This window comes from Chryseobacterium shigense (assembly GCF_900156575.1).
Classification (GTDB): Bacteria; Bacteroidota; Bacteroidia; order Flavobacteriales; family Weeksellaceae; genus Chryseobacterium; species Chryseobacterium shigense.
Map to the genome: position 1 here is coordinate 886,194 of NZ_FTNY01000001.1, position 22,507 is coordinate 908,700.

Here is a 22,507-nt window from a genome sequence, read left to right on the forward strand (position 1 = left end):
TAAATATAAATAAGTGAACTGTCAAATCATTTACAATGTCGGTGATCCGCCATCAAAGTGCCTCTACAATTCATAATGGTCTTTTAATAAAGTACGGCTAAACTTTCAGCTGAAAAGTTTAAAAGCTCATCGGTATTCCCTTCTTTTACTTTTTTCACCCATTCAGGGTCTTGTAACAGGGCTCTCCCTACCGCAACAAGATCGAAATCTCCCCTTTCCAGTCTTCTGATCAATTCAGATAAATCTGCTTTTTCAGTTCCCTGGCCTGCAAAGGCAGCCATGAAATCACCTTCAAGACCTACAGAACCTACGGTAATGGTTGGCTGTCCGGTAATTTTCTTTGCCCATCCTGCAAAATTCAAATCAGAACCTTCAAATTCAGGTTCCCAGAAACGACGTTGTGAACAGTGGAAAATATCAACTCCAGCTTCTTTTAATGGCAGCAACCAGTCTTCCATTTCAGAAGGGGTAGCGGCCAGTCTTGACTTATAATCCTGCTGTTTCCACTGAGAAAGACGGATAATAATGGTGAAATCTTCGCCCACTGCCGCTCTGATTGCTTTTACAATATCAACAGCAAATTTGCTTCTTTCTTTTAATGTTTTACCACCGTATTCATCAGTTCTTGTATTGGTCACCTCCCAGAAAAACTGGTCGATCAGGTATCCGTGGGCTCCGTGAATTTCCACAACATCAAAACCTAAGTCTTTTGCTGATTTCGCAGAAGCTGCAAACTGGGCAATGGTATCCTGGATATCTTCCAAAGTCATGGTAGAAGCTTTCTCCATTTCAACTAATGGATAGTCTTCAGAACTTCTGGTATCCCCAACGTGCCAGATCTGAGGGCCCATTTTTCCACCATTTTCATGAACGGCATCAATGACATTTTTCCAGCCGTTTAATGCTTCTGCTCCATAAAAGTCAGGAATATTTTGAATGTTTTTTGAAGCGGGTCTGTTGATTACTGTTCCTTCAGAAAGGATCAACCCTACCTCTGAAGCCGCTCTTCTTGCGTAATAATCTACGATTTGCTGAGTGGGTACTCCGTTGTCCGATTGAGCTCTTGTCATGGGAGCCATCACCACTCTATTTTTAAGTTGAAGATTTTTATAACTAAAGGGACTAAATAATGCGTCTATACTCATTTTGCAATTATTTTATATTTAACATTTTTAAATTGTTACACAAAGTAACTAATAATAGTTCGTATTTGTATCTTATAAAGAAAAAAAGTGGTAACTTCGCAGTAACTTACATTAGTAACTTAAAAGTAACGTATGGTAAAGAGTGAATTGATGAAATACAGCTGCCCTTTAGGAAAGGCTATGTCTGCCCTGGGAAGCAAGTGGAAACCAATCATCGTATTGGTGATCAAAGACCGTAAACTTCGTTTCGGAGAGCTCGCCGTACGAATTAATGTAATCTCAAGGAAGGTTCTGACAGATCAGTTAAGAGAGATGCAGACTGACGGACTGATCATCAGGGAAGAATTTAAGGAACTTCCTCCAAGAGTTGAATATTCGTTGACAGAAAAGGGATTGGCTTTGCTGCCGATTTTGTATTTGCTGGAAGAATGGGAGGCGAAATTTACTACGGAGGATTATGGTTCTGAGAAAAGCTGTGGTGTATTGGGGAAAGAAAAGAAAAAGGAAGTTGGAGTCTGACCCCTCTTTATTTCAGGATCAACATATTTGCAAATGGGGTAATTTTTTGATTAGAAATTATTTGCAAGCCTGCGCTGGAAATGGCTTTCTTCCATTGTTTCTGACTTAGAAAATGAAATGCTCCGATATTAAAAAAAACAAAATTGGTTGTATCTCTAAATTGCTCCGAAACAATTATTAGTCCATCATTTTTCAATATTCTTTTCGCTTCTTTAAAAAACAGAACTCTCTGTTCATGATCTAAAATTTCATGCAGTGATGTCAATGCAAGAATGACATCCTGGGATTTATCTTCAAATGGTAATTTTTCCGGAGAAATCTTTATTTCTTTAGGGTTAGGCGGGAATACTTTTTTTGAAGTTTCAATTCCTTTTTCATGTTCGTGCCTGTTTCCGTAAATATCGCAAACCGTTAAATTTAAGTTTGGATATTTTTCTTCCAATCTTCTTGATAGGGGATCAAAACTGGCATGAACCAAAATTGCATTTTCTATTTTCCCAAAATCTACAGTTCCTTTCAAACTGGTTAATTCATATAAATCAGACTTATCATAAAGAATATAAGAGGCCACCAGTGAAGCTATTATATTTAAAATAATAAGGGTTCCTGAAATTCTAAGCAATAGAATAAACAGACCTGAATTTATATAAAATGAACATCCAAAAAGAAGAGCTGAAACAATGATCCCCAATACTATTTTTTGATAATTGAACAGAATGACAAGTTTGGTGATTTTCATGTTTACAGATTTTTTTCAATTGTAGCTTAAGGTCCAAATTTATAAATTTTACAATAAAAAACCGCTTCCCAAAGAAAGCGGTTTCATTTTATCTCAAATCCCGATTAGAATATCGCAGGATATTTCTGAGGGTTTGTTTCATTGAACATCGCGTAGATTTTTTCAACCATATCATCTGAAGATGGCTTGCTGAAGTAATCTCCGTCACTTGCATATGCAGGTCTGTGATCATTCGCAGCTATTGTTAACGGATCTGAATCCAGATATCTGAATGCTTTTTGTTTTTCAAGGATTTGCTGAAGGATAAACGCTGAAGTTCCCCCTTCCACATCTTCGTCGATTACGACTAATCTGTTGGTTCTCTTCACGCTTTCAGCAATTTCATTCGTTAAATCGAAAGGAATTAAAGACTGAACATCAATAACTTCTGCGGAAATTCCTAATTTTTCTAACTCATCGGCTGCATCCATTACTACTCTCCAGGTCGAACCGTACGTTACCAAGGTAACATCCTTCCCTTCTTTAGTGACTTCAATCTGACCGACAGGAACAGTGAACTCCCCTAAGTTATCCGGTTGTTTTTCTTTTAATCTGTACCCGTTCAGACATTCAACAATCACAGCAGGGTCGTCACTCTGAAGCATCGTGTTGTAGAATCCGGCTGCTTTCGTTAAGTTTCTTGGTACCAATACCAGAATCCCTTTTGAAAGGTTCAGAATTCCCGCCATTGGAGAACCTGAATGCCAAACCCCTTCCAGTCTGTGTCCTCTTGTTCTGATGATCACAGGAGCTTTCTGACCGCCTTTGGTTCTGTACTGAACCGTCGCCAGATCATCACTCATCCCCTGTAAACAGTATAAAATATAATCCAGGTACTGAATCTCAGCGATCGGTCTCAAACCTCTCATCGCCATCCCGATCCCCTGACCAAGAATGGTCGCTTCACGGATTCCTGTATCTGCTACACGTATTTCGCCATATTTCTCCTGCATTCCTTCCAATCCCTGGTTAACGTCACCGATATTTCCGGCATCCTCACCAAAGACTAAAGTTTCAGGATATTTTTCAAAAATTTTATCAAAGTTATTTCTTACCACTACTCTTCCGTCCACATCTTCAGAGCTATCCGAATAAACCGGTTTGATTTCTTTCACATTTTCAGCTTTCCACTGAGACTGAGAATACAAGTGAGAAGAATAGTTGTCTTTTTCTATTTCAAAAACTTCTTGGTATTTCTGCATCAACTGCGTTCTTTCCGCAGAAGAGGTTCCTCTTGTGGCCAGTAAAGCTTTTCTTGTTAAATGGAAAATATCTTTTTTAGCTTTAGAAACCAATTTATTGAACTGACCAATATACCCTTCAATTTCAGAATTCTGTCCTTTCAGGTTCTCCACCAACGGAAGAACAGACTTAATTAAATCTGTAATCGTCTTCTGGTAATTTTCCCAGGCATTTTTCTGACCTGCTTTTACTATTTTTTTTGCTTCCTCATCTATGGCATCCAATTCTTCAACAGAAGCAATGATTTCTTCTTTTCCTTCAATTTCAATGGAATAATTTAAAACCCATTCTCTGAATTTTACCAATCCGTCAAATTGAGATTCCCATGAAAGACGCTCTTCATTCTTATATCTTTCGTGAGATCCGGAAGTTGAGTGACCTTGGGGCTGAGTAACCTCAATCACGTGAACCACTACAGGAACACTTTCCACTCTTGCAAACTGCTCTGCTCTTGCATAAGCATCCAATAATGCAGGATAATCCCATGCTTTCACCTGAATAATCTCACACCCCTGGTTTTCTCCTTCTTTTCTTTGGAAACCGCTTAACATTTCTGCAATGTCAGCCTTTGCTCTCTGATTCTTTGTAGGAACTGAAATTCCGTAACCGTCATCCCAGATAGAAACGATCATAGGAACCTGAAGTGCACAAGCGGCATTCAATGTTTCCCAGAAATGTCCTTCTGCAGTAGATGCATCTCCAATGGTTCCGAAGGCAATCTCGTTTCCTTCATTGGAGAACTTTTCAGAACCTTCAAATTTTACACTTTTATAAATTTTAGAAGCCTGAGCCAACCCTAACAGTCTTGGCATCTGACCTGCCGTAGGAGAAATATCTGAAGAGATATTTTTCTGTGCGGTAAGATCTTTCCAGCTTCCGTCTTCATTTAAGCTTCTTGTCGCAAAGTGACCGTTCATTTGTCTTCCTGCGGATGCCGGTTCTCTTTCAACACTTGTATCTGCATAAAGCTGTGCGAAAAAGCTTTCAACCGTTAAAGCATCTACCGCTAATGCAAAAGTCTGATCCCTGTAATATCCTGAACGGAAATCTCCATTTCTGAAAACTTTCGCCATGGCCAGCTGAGGAAGCTCTTTACCATCCCCAAAAATTCCGAATTTAGCTTTTCCTGTAAGCACTTCTCTTCTTCCAAGATAAGACATCTCGCGCGAGATCCTTCCTAACCTGTAATCTTCAAGTATCTGGTTTTTAAAATCCTGGAAAGAAATTTGCTGTGTTTCAATATAGGTTGTCTGCATAGCTAGATATAAAAGTTTTTTTATTCTTCAAGTATGGCGCTAATATACAATTTTTAAATTAATTTTAATTTTCAATAATCTTTTTTAAAAATTTGATAATAAAAAAATTGTGTTTTATATTGTAAAAAATTGTAAATGATGGAAAAAAAGTCACCTCATATCCTGAATGCATCCAGCAATCTTTTAGGTTTTTCTTTAATTATCATCACTTCACTTAAAATTACGAAAATGAGTGAGCATACTCATTTGGATGAATTTGCGGGTGTTGCGTGTATTCTTTTTGCCTGCAGCTGTTTTTTTTCTTTTCTGGCGATCAGGACCGAAAATGAAAAGCGGGAAACCAGATATGAGACTATTGCGGATTATTTATTTTTAATCGCTTTATTTTGCGTCGTCTTAGCGGTTATTATTGTAACGGTAAAGGTATTGTAGTTCAATTTTTTATGTATTGATGCTTGTTTTGGTTAAAATAAAAAACAATTCTACATCATAAAGCAACTTGCCAACCTGTCATAATTTAGAATAAAATTTAAACTTATTTCAATAAAAAAGGATGACTGCTTTTGGCACCTCATCCTTGTATTGTATTCTTTAAAATTTTCTTTCAATGACGTAATCCAACATACTGTGCAATGATTTTTTTGCCTCAGAATCCGGAAATTCGTTGAGAATATCTTTTGCTTTCTGTTGGAAATCTTTCATGATCTTAATCGCGTAATCCATGCCTCCGGAGTTTTTAACAAAGTCTATAAGCTCTTTCACACGTTTGGGATCGTTATTGTAGCGTTTGATCGTATTGAAGTAGTATTTGCGATCTTTCTCTGCGGCCGTTTTTAAAGTATGAATCAGGGGAAGCGTCATTTTTTGCTCCTTAATATCGATTCCTACCGGTTTTCCGATCACATTTGAGCTTAAATAGTCAAATAGGTCATCCTTAATCTGAAAGGCCATTCCGGTATAGGTTCCGAAGTCCATCATTTTTTTGGCAAGAAGTTCATCGGCATTATTCGACAGGACTCCTATTTCGCAGCATGCCGCAATTAAGGTCGCTGTTTTCTGACGAATGATCTCATAGTACACTTCTTCGGTGATATCGAGCTTTCTGGCTTTTTCAAGCTGCAAGAGTTCACCTTCGGACATTTCACGAATGGTTCTTGAAATGACAGCCAGCAGGTCGTAATCTTTATGGTCTGTAGAGAGTAAAACTGATTTTGATAAAAGATAGTCCCCTACCAAAACTGCAATTTTATTTTTCCACAATGCATTAATAGAGAAGAAATTACGTCTTTTAAAGCTTTCATCTACCACATCATCATGAACCAGCGTTGCGGTATGGATCAGTTCAATCATTGAAGCGCCACGATACGTCTTCTCGTTGACCTCCCCGATTAACTTCGCACAAAGAAATACAAACATAGGACGCATTTGTTTTCCTTTAGTAGTAACGATAAACCGGGTTACTTTATCTAATAAAGGGACTTTACTCTGCATAGACTCATAAAACTTTTGCTCGAAAAGTTTCATTTCCTCATTGATCGGTTGTTTGATTTCTTCTACGATATTTGCCAAAATCTGTGGATGATTGGTATATAATTATTAATTATGACAAAGATAATTTTTTTCACGCAATTTTAAGATAAAATTAATCTTTGAGTTGTTCTTTGGGAATAAAATACAGGGAGGGTTGCGCCGTTCCCAGTCGTGATTTGAACTTTTCTCCCGAAATATAGATTCCGGTCTCATTGACGGCAATCCCTTCGATCTGGCCTACTGCAAGGGCACTTCCGAGATAATAATGTTTCGGGGGTTCTTTAAAAAAGATTCCCGGTTCAGTTTCCTTAAAAACATTCAAAAAGACTTCAGTTTTCTTCGTATACCCTACCAGATATAATTTTTTATCAAAATACGCAGCATCAGTAACCACAAAGTTGGTTTTGTAAGATTCTATTTTTTCAGCTTTCTGTTTTTCAGATATTGCGGGATCAATGATATAATGTGAGCTGGATTTTGATTTCCATTCTTTGGTAAAAAGATGCAGCTTTCCATTGAGATAAATCATGGCTTCAGCATCAAAATCATTGTTGGTGTATTGGGGAATGAATTCTGTTTGTTCCGGATAATAAAAAGAAATTTTCTTGATAGAGTCATTCTTCGGCTCATTGTTATGAAAAGGAAGCTGATAGATTTCAAGATCTCTTCTTGTTCCTCCGTTATTTCCAAAATCACCAATATAGAAATTCTTCCCGTCATTCGTCAGGGCTTCCCAGTCTTTATTTTTAGCATGAATGGTAAAGGTATTTCTGATGCTCCCGGAAGTTTCATCCATTTCAAAAATTTCCGGGGCATTCCCACTGTCATTGAAGGTGTACAGTTTTCCATTCAGAATACTCAACCCCGATGTTTCCTGAATCTTATCATCCAGGTAAGCAACCCTGAATTTTCTTATTTTCAGGAAATCGGTCTGCTGTGAAAATGACAATTGAAAAATGACAACGGCAGCAAGAAGGAAAAGTTTTTTCATGAAGCAAAAATAAGGGTTTAAGGGGAATGAGGAAAAGATTGGAGATGTTTTGTTTTTTGGAACCACCCCGTCAAAAATTCTTTGAATTTTCGCCACCCCTCCGGAGGATGGGAATTGTCATTCATTCAATGGTCATTATCATGAAAATATTCTTCACCTCATATGGCAAAATTTTCACAAATGTTCACCTATAATTCAGTGTAAAAAATCTTTAATTTTTCAACCTTAAGGCTTAAAAAGCTTTTGCCCCTTTTGTGGTTAAGTAAAATCAGAACCATAACCATCTATAATTCATTAAATACATTATGCAGATTTCATTTTTTGCTTTTGTTCCTGTCTTTTGGCCTGTTTCTGTAAATAATCTTTCTGATATTGCCTTACCGTTTTACCGTTTCCATCATGTCTCCATCCCGGTGAATTGAAAATATAATTGATCCTGTCTGAGATTGTCAGCCCTGGCTGCCTGATATCTTTCCAGATCTTTCGCCATTCATAAAGAAGAACAGTATCAGGTTTGTTATCCGGCATTTTCGGGTAAATCCCGTACTTGACAGGTACATTGGGATCTTCTTTTTCGAAGGTTCCGAAGATTTTATCCCAGATAATCAGACACATGCCCATGTTTCTGTCCAGATATTTGATATTGCATGCGTGATGTACTCTGTGATGTGAAGGCGTTACCAGAATATATTCCAGGACTCCCATACTCTTTACAGTCTGGGTATGTACCCAGGTTCCATACACCTGCCCTATGGCATAAACGACCATGATATGCCAGGGATTAAAACCTAAAAAAGCCAGTGGAGAAAAGTAAAGATATCTGTAAAGAGGCTGCAGTACAGGACTTCTAAAACCCGTTGTCAGATTGAAATATTCTGAATTGTGATGGGTAATATGAACCGCCCAGAATGCTCTGGAATGATGATCTACATAATGCAGTACATAATAAGCAAAGTCTGTAATGATAAAGCAGATCAGCCAATACCAGACGGTAAAATCCCAGGTGAAAAGTTTATGATTGTAAAAGAAAAACATGACTCCCATGGCAAAAGCCTTCATGATAAGATCCAGGCCGAAGTTCATCAAGGCAAGATATACACTCGTTGCCACGTCCTTTCCATTATACAGCTTAGCCTCAGAAATATGGCTGTAGATCATTTCTGCCAAAATTACGGTAGCATGAAGCGGAATTGACCATGCATAGACATTTTCAAGCCCATCTTCGCCTGTAAAGAAATCCAACATCCCTTATTAGTTTATGTAAAGGTAGGATTTTAGGAAATTTTTAAGAAAAGTTTTTAATCTTTTAAGGAAATTTTAATCCGTCGTTTTGTTGGCAAGCTGTCCACAGGCTGCATCGATGTCTCCACCGCGGCTTTTTCTGATCATCACTGTGATTCCTGCATTTTCCAGTTGGCGTACGTAGTTGTCTTCTGCCTGTTTATTACACTGGTCATATTTTCCGTCACCAATAGGATTATACTGGATCAGATTCACTTTGGAAGGCACCTGTCTGCAATATCTGATCAGTGCTTTGATATCTTCATCTCCGTCATTGATTCCTTTCCACACACAGTATTCAAAAGTAATAACAGAACCTGTTTTTTGATACCAGTACTGAAGTGCATCCATGATATCCGTTAGTGGGAATTTATCAGAGAAAGGCATGATTTCGTTACGCTTGACCTCTATAGCAGAGTGAAGTGAAAGTGCGAGTTTTACGCGGAGCTCGTCATCGGCCAGCATTTTGATCATCTTCGGAATTCCGGATGTAGAAACGGTAATTCTTCTTGGAGACATGCCCAAACCTTCAGGCTGGGTAATTTTTTTGATGGCCTCTACCACGTTTTTATAATTCATCATCGGCTCTCCCATGCCCATAAAAACGATATTGGAAAGCGGTCTGTTAAAGTACATTTTGCTTTGGCTGTCGATCAGGGCCACCTGATCTACGATTTCAGCGACTTCAAGATTTCTCATTCTTTTCAGCCTTGCCGTTGCACAAAATTCGCAGTTCAATGAACATCCTACCTGTGAGGAAACACAAGCTGTGGTTCTTGTCTCCGTAGGAATAAGAACAGATTCCACCAGCAGCCCGTCGTGAAGTTTCACCCCGTTTTTGATGGTTCCGTCTGAACTTCTCTGCAACTGGTCTACAGAAACCGGATTGATGGTATACTCTTCGGAAATTCTTTCGCGAAGCGTTTTCGAAAGATTCGTCATTTCATCAATCGAATGGAGATTTTTACTCCATAACCAGTCGTAAACCTGTTTCGCACGAAACGGTTTTTCCCCTAAAGTCAAAAAATAGTCTTTAAGCTGGTCTAGTGATAAAACTCGTATATCTTTCATTATTGTAAAAAGTATGATGCACAATGTACAAAGTAATAATCTTATGTATTATTCTAAGTTTTAAACCACTAAAAAATACATTATACTTTGTACATTATACATTAATACATAAATTATAGGATTAACATTGCGTCACCGTAAGAATAGAATTTATACTTTTCTTTTACGGCTTCTTCATAAGCATGCATAATAAAATCTTTTCCTGCAAACGCAGCGATCATCATCAATAATGTTGATTTCGGCGTGTGGAAGTTGGTGATCATTGAATTCGCTACCCCAAAATCGTGCGGCGGATAAATAAATTTGTTCGTCCAACCGTTGAATGCAGAGATTTTTTTGTTTGAAGAAACAGAAGTTTCCAATGCTCTCATCGTTGTAGTCCCTACTGCACAAACTCTTCTGTGAGCATCTACCGCTTTATTGATAATGTCAGCATTTTTCTCATCGATGATGATTTCTTCAGACTCCATTTTGTGCTTGGAAAGATCTTCTACCTCAATAGGGTTGAAAGTTCCTAAACCTACGTGAAGGGTTACTTCAGCAAAATCGATTCCTTTGATTTCTAATTTCTTCATCAGATGCTTGGAGAAGTGAAGACCTGCTGTAGGTGCAGCCACCGCTCCTTCAATTTTTGCATAGATCGTCTGATATCTTTCTGCATCTTCCGGCTCTACTGCTCTTTTGATATATTTTGGAAGTGGAGTTTCTCCCAATTCCTTCAGTTTTGTTCTGAATTCGTCATAAGATCCATCGAAAAGGAATCTTAAAGTTCTTCCTCTAGAAGTGGTATTGTCGATCACTTCTGCTACTAAAGATTCATCTTCAGTAAAGAACAATTTGTTACCAATTCTGATCTTTCTTGCCGGATCTACAAGAACGTCCCATACTCTGGTTTCTTTATCAAGTTCTCTTAAAAGGAAAACTTCAATTTTAGCCCCTGTTTTTTCTTTATTTCCATAAAGACGTGCAGGGAAAACTTTAGTATTGTTGAAAATGAAAAGATCTTTCTCATCGAAATAATCTACAACATCTTTAAACAACTTATGCTCAATAGTTTCAGTTTTTCTATTAAGAACCATTAGTTTCGCTTCATCTCTGTGTTCAGATGGGTGTTCTGCCAATAATTCTTCAGGAAGATCAAAATTAAAATCTGATGTTTTCATTTTTTTAAATTACGGTTTAAAAATTATTCAAATTACAAGTGTAATTTTCGGTGTGCAAATATACGACATTGAATACCCCTTTGTCAAGTAATATTTAAAATCTAATATAAAACCGTGATTCTACGGTGATTTATGAAGGAAAAAAAGATTATTTTTGGAAATATTTAAAACTTTTAACCCCTATGAGCAAATATTCATTAGAAGCTTTTGTCAACGAGACTAAAGAAAATCCACAGCAAAGAGACTATTTTGAGCTTGAAACGCCCCATCTTTTAGAAATCAACCTTAATAATCAGGCGGTATGGACGAAAAGAGGAAGCATGGTAGGCTATGTGGGAGGCATCAATTTCGAAAGACAGGGAATGCTGGCCGGAGGTATCGGTAACCTTTTAAAGAAAGCGATCAGTGGTGAAGGAACAAAACTGATGAAAGCAGAAGGAAACGGTAAATTGTATGTGGCAGATTCTGGTAAGAAAGTCCGTATTCTTTATTTGAACAATGAATCCGTATGTGTCAACGGAAATGATGTTCTGGCCCACGAGCAAAGTGTAAAAAGCGATATTACTATGCTGAAAAGTGTGGCTGGTATGATGGCCGGTGGTCTTTTTCAGGTAAAGCTTTCCGGAACCGGACATATTGCCATAACGACCCACGGTGAACCTTTAACCCTGATGGTCACTCCTGACAGTCCCGTTTTCACAGATCCTAATGCTACGGTAGCATGGTCCGGAAACTTAAGTCCCGATCTGAAAACAAATGTTTCTTTCAAAAGCCTTATCGGAAGAGGAAGCGGCGAAGAATTCCAGATGAAATTCTCAGGAAACGGATGGGTACTGATCCAACCTTACGAAGAAGTATATTTCACAGAGAAATAATATATTAAAAAATTAATGATTCTAAAAATGGCTGCTCCTTCAAACCGGGCAGCCGTTTTTAATTGCAGTCAACACCACTCTCATCCCGAATCTCGCAACTTGCAACCCGCAACTTATAACCCGCATCCCACAACTTTTTAATATATTTAGGAAAAAATTCTGATGGACAACACCTCTTCACGCAGAACCTTCATTAAGACTGCAGCCCTGGCTAGCTTCGGCGCATTGGTTTTACCCAATTCTTTATTTGCCTACTCCAATGATTTTAAAACAGATAAAAAAGTCCGAGTTGGATTCATCGGCGTAGGACTTCGCGGACAGGAACATGTAAAATTGCTGGCAAAACGCGATGATGTGGAGATTGTGGCTTTTGCTGATCCGGATAAAAGAATGCTTGCCGCATCTCAGAAAATACTGAAAGACCATCATAAACCTGCCGCTCAGGAATTTTCAAACGGCGAATATGATTACAGGAATCTTTTGAAATTAAAAACAATAGATGCCGTAGTGATTGCCACTCCCTGGGAATGGCATCTTCCGCAGGGTACTGAAGCCATGCGTGCCAGGAAGATTGTAGGAATGGAGGTTTCCGGAGCTATAAAACTTCAGGACTGCTGGGAATTTGTGAAAGTTTATGAGGAAACGAAAGTGCCTATTTTCATGATGGAGAATGTATGTTACCGCAGGGATATCATGGCCATTATGAATATGGTGCGTAAAGGAATGTTTGGAGAATTGGTTCATGGAAGAGGTGGCTACCAGCATGATTTAAGAGGTGTTCTTTTCAATGACGGGGTGACTCCTTACAATTCGGGTGCTGAATTTGGTGAAAAAGGATTCAGTGAAGCGCATTGGAGAACGGAGCATTATGTAAAACGCAACGGAGAGCTTTATCCTACGCATGGATTGGGTCCTGTGGCAGTGATGATGGATGTCAACCGTGGAAACCGTCTGACCCGGCTTTCGTCATTCTCTTCAAAGTCTGTTGGACTTCACAAATACATTGTGGAACATCCAAAAGGTGGAGAAAATCATCCTAATGCCAAAGCAAAATTCAACCAGGGAGATATTGTGACCACCCAAATTGCCTGCGCGAATGGCGAGACGATTCTTTTGACCCATGATACCAGCTTACAGAGACCGTATGATCTGGGATTCAGAGTACAGGGAACAGAAGGTTTGTGGCAGGATTTCGGATGGGGAGATTTCAATCAGGGACATCTTTATTTTGAAAAAACAATGAATCACAGCCACCGATGGGAAAATACGGAAAAATGGATGAAGGAATTTGATCATCCTATCTGGAAAAAATTTGAAAGTACGGCTGCCGGTGCAGGCCACGGAGGAATGGATTTTTTTGTGATGAATACTTTTATCGAATGTATCAAGCGAAATATAGAATTCCCGATGGATGTGTATGATCTTGCTTTATGGTATTCTATCACCCCGCTGAGCGAAGAGTCCATTGCTAAAGGAGGTCAGGTGGTAGATATTCCTGATTTTACCAACGGAAAATGGAAAACCCGTCAACCTGTATTTGGAATGACCGATGACTTCTAAAAAAACATTACTCATTCTGGCCGGAGGCTTAGGAAGCCGTTACAAGGGTTTGAAACAGGTAGATGGAATTCTTGAAAATGGTTCCCCTATTCTTGAATATTCCATTTATGATGCGCTGGAGGCCGGTTTTAGCAAAGTAGTCATTATTGTGAACCGTTTGATTCCTCAAAGTTATATTGATAGATTAAATACAATATCCAACGTCAAAAACTTTGAACTTTACTGGATATTCCAGGAAAAAGAAAGTTTTCTCCCTAAAGATTTTAACTTTACAAAAAGAGAAAAGCCCTGGGGAACCGGACATGCTGTTCTTTGTGCAAAAAATTCGGTGCAGGAACCTTTTGTGATGATCAACGCTGATGATTTTTATGGAAAAGAAGCCTATCAGCTGGCTTCTGAAGAAATTGATTTTCATATTTCAGGATCACAATTTGGAATGGCGGCTTATCCTGTGAGATCTACTTTGAGTGGAAACGGATCTGTAGCCAGAGGAATATGTAGCCTGGATAATGAGCATGATCTGGTAAAGATAGAGGAGCAGACCTCCATCCGAAGAGAAGGCAATTCAATTGTTTATACCGAGAATGGAATTGATATTGAAATCCCTTCCGAGACGCTGGTCTCTATGAATTTTTTCATTTTTCATCCGGATATTTTTAATGCTCTTGACATGTATTTTAATGATTTTATACAATCAGATCCCGGGCCATCGCAAGAGTTTTATATTCCTACTGCCGTACAGAGAATGATTGATGAAAAAAAAGCGAAAGTATGGGTGAAGGCTTCCCCTTCGCAATGGATGGGAGTTACTTATGCAAATGATAAAAGCAGTATTACAGATTTTCTGAGATCGGAAATCGAAAAAAACAGATATCCAGAAGATTTATGGAATTAAAACAAATTGTCACCGGATTTACCGGAACTGAAAATTGTACCGTCATTCCTATTACAAACGGACTGATCAACACCACTTATTTGGTGGAAGATCATGATTCTGAGGAAAAATGGATCCTTCAAAAGATCAATACTCAGGTTTTTCCTTTTCCTGACATCATCAGTCAAAATCATCTCCTGATCAACGGGATGCTGGAAAGGGGAAATTATCCGCTGGAAATCGTCAAACCAAAGGTAAGCTTATCAGGACATTTCATCCTGAATGATGACAACGGAGACTCATGGAGAATGCTCAGTTTCATAGAAGACACTAAGACTTTTTTCAAAATCCCTGATCTAAAAACAGCCTACGAATCGGCAAAAGCAGTCGGATGCTTTTTAAATACAATAAACCCTGAACATCTTCCTGACCTTAAAGTTCCAATTCCTGATTTTATTAATTTTGAAAAAAGGATGCAGGATTACCAAAATTCATTACAGAATGCAAACGAATCTCTGTTAGAAAATGCTGCCCCGGAAATCAAAATAATGAATGAGCTGCTGTCTCTTCCCCAAAAATGGATCGAAATGGAAAGAGATCATCTTCTTCCTAAAAGAATTATCCATGGAGATCCTAACGTCAGAAATATTCTTTTTGATGAAACATCAAAACCACTGGCGGTCATTGACCTGGACACAGTAACCGTTTCTACCATCCTGTATGACTTTGGTGATATGGCAAGATCATATACCAATACTTTGGATGAAGATATCAAAACTACTGAAAACAACTTTAACCCGCATATGTACAGAACCGTGAAAGATGGTTTCTTACTGTATTTAAAGAACAAACTGAGTTTTGCTGAACTTGAAAACCTGGATTATGCTGCCCAAACCGTGATCTATATTCAGGCGATCCGTTTTCTGACTGATTATTTAAACGGAAGTACATACTACTCTACTAAGTATCCCGAACACAATCTGGACAGAACGCGAAATCAGTTACAACTGCTGAAGGGATTGAGAAAATACCTGCGTGTGGAGTAGATTTTACCCCATGGGTCTCGCAGATTGCTATAAAATCAGTCATTGCGAGCGTAGCGAAGCAATCTCCCGGAAGAATTTTAGAATCTCTCTGATACGAAAATCTGCTTTAATATGAGATTGTTTCTTAGATACCCTCCTCGAAGTGGCGTTTATTCGTCAAAACCTTTGTAACTTTTGTGATAAAAAATTTTACATTAAGAACTCCAAAATTTTCTTCCACTCTTCCAGTTTCTTATCAAAAGATACGGTATGAAGTGGGCTCGTAGAAGGAAGCTGAATGATAGGTAACTTATAATTTTTGCCTAAAAGTTTCTGCAGATTTTTATACGATTTACCTCCGTTGCAAAAAATAGCTTTGATATGGGGATGTTCTTCCAAAAGTTCATCAATCCGGTTGGCTTCTTCATTTTTGATCTCAGAATCGAGGCTTCCTTTTCTTTCGCATGAATCGATAACGTCCCAGACTGCGAGGTGATGTTTTTTTAGGATGTTTTTTCTCTCGTTATAATCTTCAGTAAATTCTTCATGGAACAGGTGAAAAATAATGGTCCAGAATTTATTTTGCGGATGACCATAGTATTGCTGCTTTTCCAGAGATTTGACACCGGGAATTGAACCTAAAATTAAGATTTCAGATTGATCATCAATGAACGGTGGAAAAGAGGAAATTCTGTTTTGCATATTCAAATATATAAAATCTGGTGAAAGCCGTTTCATAATGCCATAAAAAAACGGGCCAAAGCCCGTTTCTATTGATATTTTTAAAAATAATTAAAAGCTATTCGATTTACTTTCAATTGTTCTCTTTTTCATTTTTATAAAGTTTCCTTCAGCCAGTCGAAGAATTCTCTCTGCCATACCAATCCGTTTTGCGGATGAAGTACCCAGTGATTTTCATTAGGGAAGTAAACCAATTTAGATTTCAATCCTCTTAATTTGGCTGCCTGGAAAGCTTCCTGCCCCTGCTCATAAGGTACACGGAAATCAATTCCTCCCTGGAAGATCATGATCGGCTTGTTCCATTTTTCAACAAAATTGCTTGGGTTGAATTCTGTGTAGGCTTTTGGAAGTGGTTTTTCCCATGGAGAACCAAGGTCCCAGTTGGCAAACCAAAGTTCTTCTGTAGTAAGATACCAGGATTTCATATCGAATAATCCATCATGTGCGATGAATGTTTTGAATCTGTTTTCGTGGATTCCGGCCAGCATAAATACGCTGTATCCTCCGTAGCTTGCTCCTACTGCCGCTACTCTTTCACCGTCTACATAAGGTAATGTTTTTGCGTAGTCTGTTGCTGCCAGATAATCTCGCATCGGCTGTCCGCCCCAGTCTTTAGAAATTTCTTCATTCCATTTTGTTCCCCAGCCCGGCATTCCTCTTCTGTTGGGTGCTACTACGATGTATCCGTTGGCAGCCATGAGTGCGAAGTTCCATCTCGTACTGAAGAATTGTGTCAGTGCAGATTGCGGACCTCCCTGGCAATACACCAGTGTAGGGTATTTTTTATTCGGATCAAAGTTCGGTGGGTAGTGGAACCATACGCCCATTTCTTTTCCATCCGTTGTTTTTACCATCTTCAGTTCAGATTTCCCTTGCGCCAGTTTAGCGTAAGCTTCTTTATTGGCTTCGGTTACCTGCTTCATTTCTCCGTTTTTCACGTTCACAGAGAATAATTCCGTTGCGTGGTTAACGTCTGTTCTTCCTACTAAAAGTGAGGTTTTATTATCGGTAAAGATTTCGTTAACGTCAAAATCACCTTTAGTGATCTGCTGTACTTTTGAGGCTTTAGGATCTAGAGAGAACAGCTGTTTTGTTCCTTTGAATGCTGCTGTAAAATAGATCACTTTGGAATCACCGCTCCAGAATACATCTCCGGAAACGCTTTCATCCCAACCCGCAGTAAGGTTGGTGGTTTTTCCAGATTTCCAGTCCATGATTTTCACATCATTTTTGTCCGCTTCATATCCGTCTCTCGCCATACTCTGCCAGATCAGAGATTTCCCGTCCGGGCTGAATTTTGGATTTACATCATATCCTTTATTGGATTCTGTAATATTCTTTGTGGTTCCGGAAGCAAGGTCGTATGCAAAAATGTCTGTATTGGTGCTTGTAGAATATTCTTTACCGCTTTTAGGTTTTGTAACGTATAAAAGCTGTGAAGAATCCGGGCTCCAGATAAAATCTTCAGCTCCTCCGAAAGGTCTCTGAGGAGAATCCCATGTTTTTCCTTCTAAAAGATCTTTTGCAGACTCCGCTTTATCTGTGGTATTCACTACAAATACGTGGTTGTATTTTCCTTCATTGAAATAGTCCCAGTGTCTGTGGTTTAAGTCTGTGTATACCTGTGCTGTCGTTTTAGGAGTATCGCTGTATTTGTCTCTCCCCATTAACTTTTCTACCAGAACCTGCTTGCTGAATGCAATTTTTTTACCGTCCGGAGAAATCACAATATTATCGGCTTCACCAATGGTATAAAATTCTGACCAGGTTTTTCCATGATCTTTTGACAGATAAATTTTGTCTCCTTCCTGTGCATAAATTCCGTTTTTATCCCACTGAATAAGGTTTTTTTTACCGAAATCTATTTTGGAAGACTGGTTATTCAGAACATTGAGAAAGTAGTTTTCACTTTTTGTTTTTTCTGTTTTCAGATCTACCTGTCCTATTTTATAAATCAGGGAAGCCTGATCCGGTGAAACGGCCTGCACTCCAACTTTTTTCAAAGTCCAAAGAATTTCAGGCGTCATGAGTTGTTGTGCATTCATTAAAAGCGGAGCTGCCAGAGCCAGCAGACTGTACTTAAGTTTCATATGTTGATATTGATTTTTAACGGATCTGTAAAAGCGTTATGATTTCACAGATTCCTTTTATTTAATTCAAAGATGGCCAAAGTTAATATTTAAAATAAAGATGAGCGAAAGAATTAACATTTAAGTTTTGATTGATCCAGTATTTCCAGTGAATATTTTTAAAAATAACACTCATCATTATAAAACATTTTTACATGGCCCCTTTTTCAAGGTTGGATCTATTCTTTCATAAAGTCGAGGCAACAAAAAAGTCTGCCGTAAAAACAGCAGACTTTATGATATGGATTTATAGGGGATCAATTAATCTCCATCTGAAAACATGGAATTGGCCAGTGAAGTCACAAAGGACAGCAGCACACTAAAGATCAGTGCCCACCAGAAGCCGTCTACTACCATACTGTCTATAAAATAATCTGCAATAAGAATGATCACAGCGTTGATCACCAGGGCAAATAATCCTAACGTAATAATCGTTAATGGCAACCCGAAAAGTCCCAGAATAGGTTTTACAAAAATATTTAATACCCCCAATACGATGGCAAAAATAATCGCCGAAGAAAATCCTTCGAAATGTACCCCCGGTAGTACCTTGGTCAGAAGATACGCAACGATGGCTGTAATGAACAGCCTGATAATTAAGTTCATATTATATTTTTTAATGTTTATGGTCTTTATTGAGCAAAACCTGTTCCATTTACATTGAAAAAATACAGTGAGACTCTTTGTTTACGTAATATTTTTAGTTTCGATCTCCATTACTTTATTCTCATCATGGTTACCAGTGAAGTGGCGACATGACTTTCGGATCCGGTATTTTCATCAAGAACATAAATTTCAGTTCTTACGACAATGATCTTTGCTCCGCCTTTGATAACGTAAGACCGCGATATCAGGGCATCTCCCAATGCGGGACGAAGATAGTTGACCTTCAGTTCGACGGTGACTACATAACAATCGTCTTTGTAGTGACTTACCGATGCATATCCTGAGGAGACATCCACCAGGGAAGCGATCATAGCCCCATTGAACATTCCGGCTTTCCGGGTCATCATTTCCATTTTAGGAATCTTAATGGAGACGAAACCGGTGTCTACTTCCAGTAATTCGGCATTATAGAATTTTAAGGTCTCTGAACGGCCGAAGCTGTCTGTCATCAGTTTCTTTTTTTCCGGGGTCATGAATTTTATTTTAAACAAAGATAAGGGCTCTGCTGTTTTTTATCTCCATCCTGTTTGAAATTTTAACCAAAGATTTTCACTCTGTTGATTCAAAAATATAAAAGGGTCGCTGGCACCAAAAGTGAAACGACCCTTTATCTGAGTGGTATACTCTATTTAAACGAACGATAACTTTTCAGATGAACTGTGGATTTGCAGATTATGATCTTCTTTAATCATATCAGCTGCTTTTTCCCCAATCATAATGGTAGGCGCATTGGTATTTCCTGATACAACATCCGGCATCACAGAGGCATCAGCCACCCGCAAACCTTTGACGCCATAGACTTTCAATCTTGGATCAACAACGGAAAGGCTGTCTGTCCCCATTTTACAGGTTCCGGTCATATGATGATAGGTAGAGCATGAGTTTTTAATATAATCAATCACTTCTTCTTTTGTTTTTCCTTCTCCGGGATAGATTTCACCGTCATTCCAGTCTTTCATAGCTTCTGTGCGTCCCATTTCACGACAGATTTCAACCCCTCTGTAAAGTGCTTCCACATCAGATTCTTCAGATAAATATTTTGGATTAATTTCCAGTGGAGCTGCCGGATCAGAAGATGTTAGTTTGATGTATCCCCTGCTTGCCGGTCTGATAAACCCTGCACAAAACGTGAATGCATTTTCCGGTCCAGTGAACCCGGGGCTGTAATACGGAAGTCCCATAAATAAGGGCTGCAAATCGGGGAAAACCATTTCTTCTTTGCTCTTCCAGAATAACTGGGCTTCCAGTAAATTGGCTTGTGGAGCAGGAATTTCTTTTTTAGCTTTGAATATTACACTGGTCAAAAGATGATCCTGAAGGTTTTTACCGACTCCTTTTAAATCCTTTATGACGGGAATTCCTAAGGATTCCAGTTCTTCTTTGTCCCCGATCCCTGAAATCATGAGAAGTTTGGCAGATTCTATGGTTCCACAGGATACAATGACTTCTTTCTCGGCTTTTATTTCGAGTAATTCTCCATTTTTCAGGTATTGAACGCCTGTACAGCGATCTCCTTCAAAAATTAATTTTTGGGCGAGCGCATCTGTATAAATATCTAAATTGGGTCTTGATCTGACAGGGTCTAAAAATGCTTTTGCTGTAGAACATCTTTGTCCGTCTTTTCCTACACTAAGATGATTAAGGCCTGCTCCCCAGATGTTTTTATTGAAATCATCAGTCAGGGGATATCCCAGTTCTTTACAGGCATCAATAGCACTTATCGAAATAGGATTCGGATGTTTGATGCGGCTTACGAAAAGCGGCCCGTTTCCTCCGTGAATATCATCTCCTCCGTCTTCATGTGTTTCAGATTTTTTAAAATAAGGCAAAACACTTTCCCAGTCCCAGCCGACGCATCCATTGTAAGCCCAATGGTCGTAATCCTGCTGATGACCTCTGATGTAGATCATTCCATTGATAGAACTTGAGCCTCCCAGCGTTTTACCGCGGGGCCAATATCGGGTATTTCCTCCTGCGCTTTCCTGAGGAACGGTATGATAGGCCCAGTCTCTCTCGGTATTCCAGATGGCGGGCCATCCTGCCTGTGCATGAACTTCGGGAACCTGATCATGGGCTCCTGCTTCTAACAGAAGAACCTTTATATTTTCGTTTTCGCTTAATCTGTTGGCTATTACAGCTCCTGCCGAACCGGATCCGACCACTATAAAATCGTATTTCATAAGTTTTAATTTGATTTTTTACTTTTTAATGCTGATGATTTTGGGAATGGTCACGGCTTTCAGTCCTTCGATTCCAAATTCTACTCCATAGCCGGATTGTTTTGCCCCTCCAAACGGTACAAAAGGATGAATAGCGCCATGCTGATTGATCCAGACAGTTCCTGCCTCCAGCTGATTGGCCACATGAGCCGCTTCATCGGGATGATCACTCCAAACGGAAGCCCCCAAACCGGTTTCTGAATCATTGGCTTTTTGTATGGCTTCCTCTACTGTTTTATATTTGATGACAGGCAGGACCGGCCCGAACTGTTCTTCATCTACAATTCTGTCTCCATTATCCACATTTCCGATCAGTGTGACTGGAATGAAATAGCCTTCCAGATCAGGTTTTTCACCTGTAAATATAAAATCGGCTCCGATATTTTCGGCATCTTGGATCAGATCCTGAATTTTATCGTACTGCATTTTATTCTGTATCGGACCTAAAACAGTGGTTTCATCCGCTGAGTTTCCCATCGGAATAGGGGAAGAATATTCAGACAGCGCATGAACCACCTTTTCGTAGTCATCTTCGTGCACATAAAGCCTTTTTAAACAGGCGCAGGTCTGCCCCATATTGATAAAAGCGCCCCAAAACAGGTTTTCGATATGTTTGGTCACATCAAGACCCGGTAAAATAATCCCGGCATCGTTTCCTCCACATTCTAAAGTTAAGCGAGCCATATTTTTAGCAGAAGCTTCGATCACTTTTTTCCCTGTAGCAATTGAACCTGTAAACATAATCTTACCGATTTCAGGATGTCCGGTAAGGTATGCGCCTACATCTCCTCTGCCGGTAACCACCTGTAAAACATTCTCAGGAAGCACACTGTTGATTACTTTGATCATTTCCAGCGTAGCATAGGTTGTATATTCTGAAGGTTTCAGGATCACCGTATTTCCCATTCTGATGGATGGAATGATCTGCCATATCGCAATCATAAGAGGCCAGTTCCACGGTGCAATGGCTGCTACCACCCCAATTGGTTTTCTATACAAAACGTCTTTCCGGGTTTCGTCTTCAAAGACAATTTCCTCAGGAAGATCCAGTGATGCGGGAACCTGGGTCCATCCTACACAAGCCTGCATTTCGAAATGGGAACCAGGTCCGTTAAAAGGTTTTCCCTGTTCACGCGTAATCCATTCTGCCAGATGTTTTGAATTGTTCTGTAGAGCTTCTGCAACTTTTAATACGATTTCCTTTCTTTCTGCATCAGGCCTTGCTGACCATTCTTTTTGGGCGATTTTGGCTTGGGCGATTTTGGCATCTATTTCTTGTTTTGATGTATTGATCACTTTACCGATAACCTCTAATGTAGAGGGATTCAGAGCGATAAATTCAGTATCTGTAGGTTGAGATTCTTTTGCTAATGACGTATTTTCCATGTTTCAAATTATTTTGTATTTTACATAGCCCGAAAATGGCAAAAACATGATATAAA

The 22,507-nt window shown here is 39.1% G+C and carries 20 protein-coding genes; 6 read left to right on the forward strand and 14 right to left on the reverse strand.

Annotated features, from left to right (window positions below; genetic code table 11):
- Positions 1-83 precede the first annotated feature (83 nt).
- Entirely contained in the window at positions 84-1,145 is a 1,062-nt protein-coding gene (locus tag BW964_RS04040) for an NADH:flavin oxidoreductase (RefSeq protein WP_076504908.1), read from the reverse strand.
- Between the two features lie 132 nt (positions 1,146-1,277).
- Between BW964_RS04040 and BW964_RS04045 the strand changes: the two genes are divergently transcribed.
- The gene (locus BW964_RS04045; RefSeq protein WP_076504911.1) at positions 1,278-1,664 is read left to right on the forward strand and encodes a winged helix-turn-helix transcriptional regulator; all 387 of its coding nucleotides are present in this window, start codon (positions 1,278-1,280) and stop codon (positions 1,662-1,664) included.
- A gap of 7 nt (positions 1,665-1,671) precedes the next feature.
- Here the strand turns inward: BW964_RS04045 and BW964_RS04050 are convergent, their stop codons facing one another.
- Both BW964_RS04050 and BW964_RS04055 read right to left on the reverse strand, forming a co-directional pair.
- Positions 1,672-2,403, reverse strand: a complete 732-nt coding sequence (locus tag BW964_RS04050) for a methyltransferase domain-containing protein (RefSeq protein WP_076504913.1) — start codon at positions 2,401-2,403, stop codon at positions 1,672-1,674.
- A gap of 104 nt (positions 2,404-2,507) precedes the next feature.
- Complete coding sequence (locus BW964_RS04055; protein WP_076504915.1) at positions 2,508-4,940, reverse strand: alpha-ketoacid dehydrogenase subunit alpha/beta; 2,433 nt, start codon at positions 4,938-4,940, stop codon at positions 2,508-2,510.
- A gap of 138 nt (positions 4,941-5,078) precedes the next feature.
- On the opposite strand from BW964_RS04055, the gene BW964_RS04060 reads away from it, so the two are divergent.
- On the forward strand, positions 5,079-5,372 hold the full coding sequence (locus BW964_RS04060; RefSeq protein WP_076505450.1) for a hypothetical protein: 294 nt from the start codon (positions 5,079-5,081) through the stop codon (positions 5,370-5,372).
- 159 nt (positions 5,373-5,531) lie between these two features.
- Here BW964_RS04060 and BW964_RS04065 read toward each other — a convergent pair whose 3' ends face one another.
- From BW964_RS04065 to queA, 5 genes are all read right to left on the reverse strand, one after another.
- Positions 5,532-6,509: a polyprenyl synthetase family protein gene (locus BW964_RS04065; RefSeq protein WP_076504916.1), complete on the reverse strand. Its 978-nt coding sequence runs from the start codon at positions 6,507-6,509 to the stop codon at positions 5,532-5,534.
- 73 nt (positions 6,510-6,582) lie between these two features.
- Positions 6,583-7,461: a hypothetical protein gene (locus tag BW964_RS04070; protein WP_076504918.1), complete on the reverse strand. Its 879-nt coding sequence runs from the start codon at positions 7,459-7,461 to the stop codon at positions 6,583-6,585.
- Between the two features lie 303 nt (positions 7,462-7,764).
- Positions 7,765-8,706, reverse strand: a complete 942-nt coding sequence (locus tag BW964_RS04075) for a sterol desaturase family protein (RefSeq protein ID WP_076504920.1) — start codon at positions 8,704-8,706, stop codon at positions 7,765-7,767.
- 72 nt (positions 8,707-8,778) lie between these two features.
- Positions 8,779-9,813: a dual-specificity RNA methyltransferase RlmN gene (rlmN, locus tag BW964_RS04080; RefSeq protein ID WP_073334743.1), complete on the reverse strand. Its 1,035-nt coding sequence runs from the start codon at positions 9,811-9,813 to the stop codon at positions 8,779-8,781.
- 113 nt (positions 9,814-9,926) lie between these two features.
- Positions 9,927-10,976, reverse strand: a complete 1,050-nt coding sequence (queA, locus tag BW964_RS04085) for a tRNA preQ1(34) S-adenosylmethionine ribosyltransferase-isomerase QueA (protein WP_076504922.1) — start codon at positions 10,974-10,976, stop codon at positions 9,927-9,929.
- Between the two features lie 182 nt (positions 10,977-11,158).
- On the opposite strand from queA, the gene BW964_RS04090 reads away from it, so the two are divergent.
- The 4 genes from BW964_RS04090 (at position 11,159) to BW964_RS04105 (ending at position 15,331) form a co-directional block, all read left to right on the forward strand.
- Entirely contained in the window at positions 11,159-11,851 is a 693-nt protein-coding gene (locus BW964_RS04090; protein ID WP_076505452.1) for an AIM24 family protein, read from the forward strand.
- Positions 11,852-12,013: 162 nt separating this feature from the next.
- Entirely contained in the window at positions 12,014-13,411 is a 1,398-nt protein-coding gene (locus BW964_RS04095; RefSeq protein WP_076504924.1) for a Gfo/Idh/MocA family protein, read from the forward strand.
- Positions 13,401-14,306 (forward strand): sugar phosphate nucleotidyltransferase, encoded by a 906-nt coding sequence (locus BW964_RS04100; protein ID WP_076504926.1) that lies wholly within the window; start codon positions 13,401-13,403, stop codon positions 14,304-14,306. Before BW964_RS04095 ends, BW964_RS04100 begins: the two co-directional genes overlap by 11 nt.
- Positions 14,297-15,331: a phosphotransferase enzyme family protein gene (locus tag BW964_RS04105; protein WP_076504928.1), complete on the forward strand. Its 1,035-nt coding sequence runs from the start codon at positions 14,297-14,299 to the stop codon at positions 15,329-15,331. Before BW964_RS04100 ends, BW964_RS04105 begins: the two co-directional genes overlap by 10 nt.
- Positions 15,332-15,520: 189 nt before the next feature.
- On the opposite strand, the gene BW964_RS04110 is transcribed toward BW964_RS04105, so the two are convergent.
- From BW964_RS04110 to BW964_RS04135, 6 genes are all read right to left on the reverse strand, one after another.
- On the reverse strand, positions 15,521-16,012 hold the full coding sequence (locus BW964_RS04110; protein WP_076504931.1) for a DNA-deoxyinosine glycosylase: 492 nt from the start codon (positions 16,010-16,012) through the stop codon (positions 15,521-15,523).
- Between the two features lie 134 nt (positions 16,013-16,146).
- Positions 16,147-18,141, reverse strand: coding sequence for a S9 family peptidase (locus tag BW964_RS04115; RefSeq protein ID WP_076504933.1), 1,995 nt, complete (start codon positions 18,139-18,141; stop codon positions 16,147-16,149).
- Between the two features lie 300 nt (positions 18,142-18,441).
- Complete coding sequence (locus BW964_RS04120) at positions 18,442-18,786, reverse strand: phage holin family protein (RefSeq protein WP_076504935.1); 345 nt, start codon at positions 18,784-18,786, stop codon at positions 18,442-18,444.
- A gap of 110 nt (positions 18,787-18,896) precedes the next feature.
- Complete coding sequence (locus tag BW964_RS04125) at positions 18,897-19,319, reverse strand: PaaI family thioesterase (RefSeq protein ID WP_076504937.1); 423 nt, start codon at positions 19,317-19,319, stop codon at positions 18,897-18,899.
- A 156-nt stretch (positions 19,320-19,475) separates the two neighbouring features.
- The gene (locus BW964_RS04130) at positions 19,476-21,026 is read right to left on the reverse strand and encodes a GMC family oxidoreductase (RefSeq protein WP_076504939.1); all 1,551 of its coding nucleotides are present in this window, start codon (positions 21,024-21,026) and stop codon (positions 19,476-19,478) included.
- A gap of 18 nt (positions 21,027-21,044) precedes the next feature.
- A complete protein-coding gene (locus BW964_RS04135; RefSeq protein WP_076504940.1) occupies positions 21,045-22,451 on the reverse strand; it encodes an aldehyde dehydrogenase family protein in 1,407 nt (468 codons plus the stop codon).
- Positions 22,452-22,507: the final 56 nt, after the last annotated feature.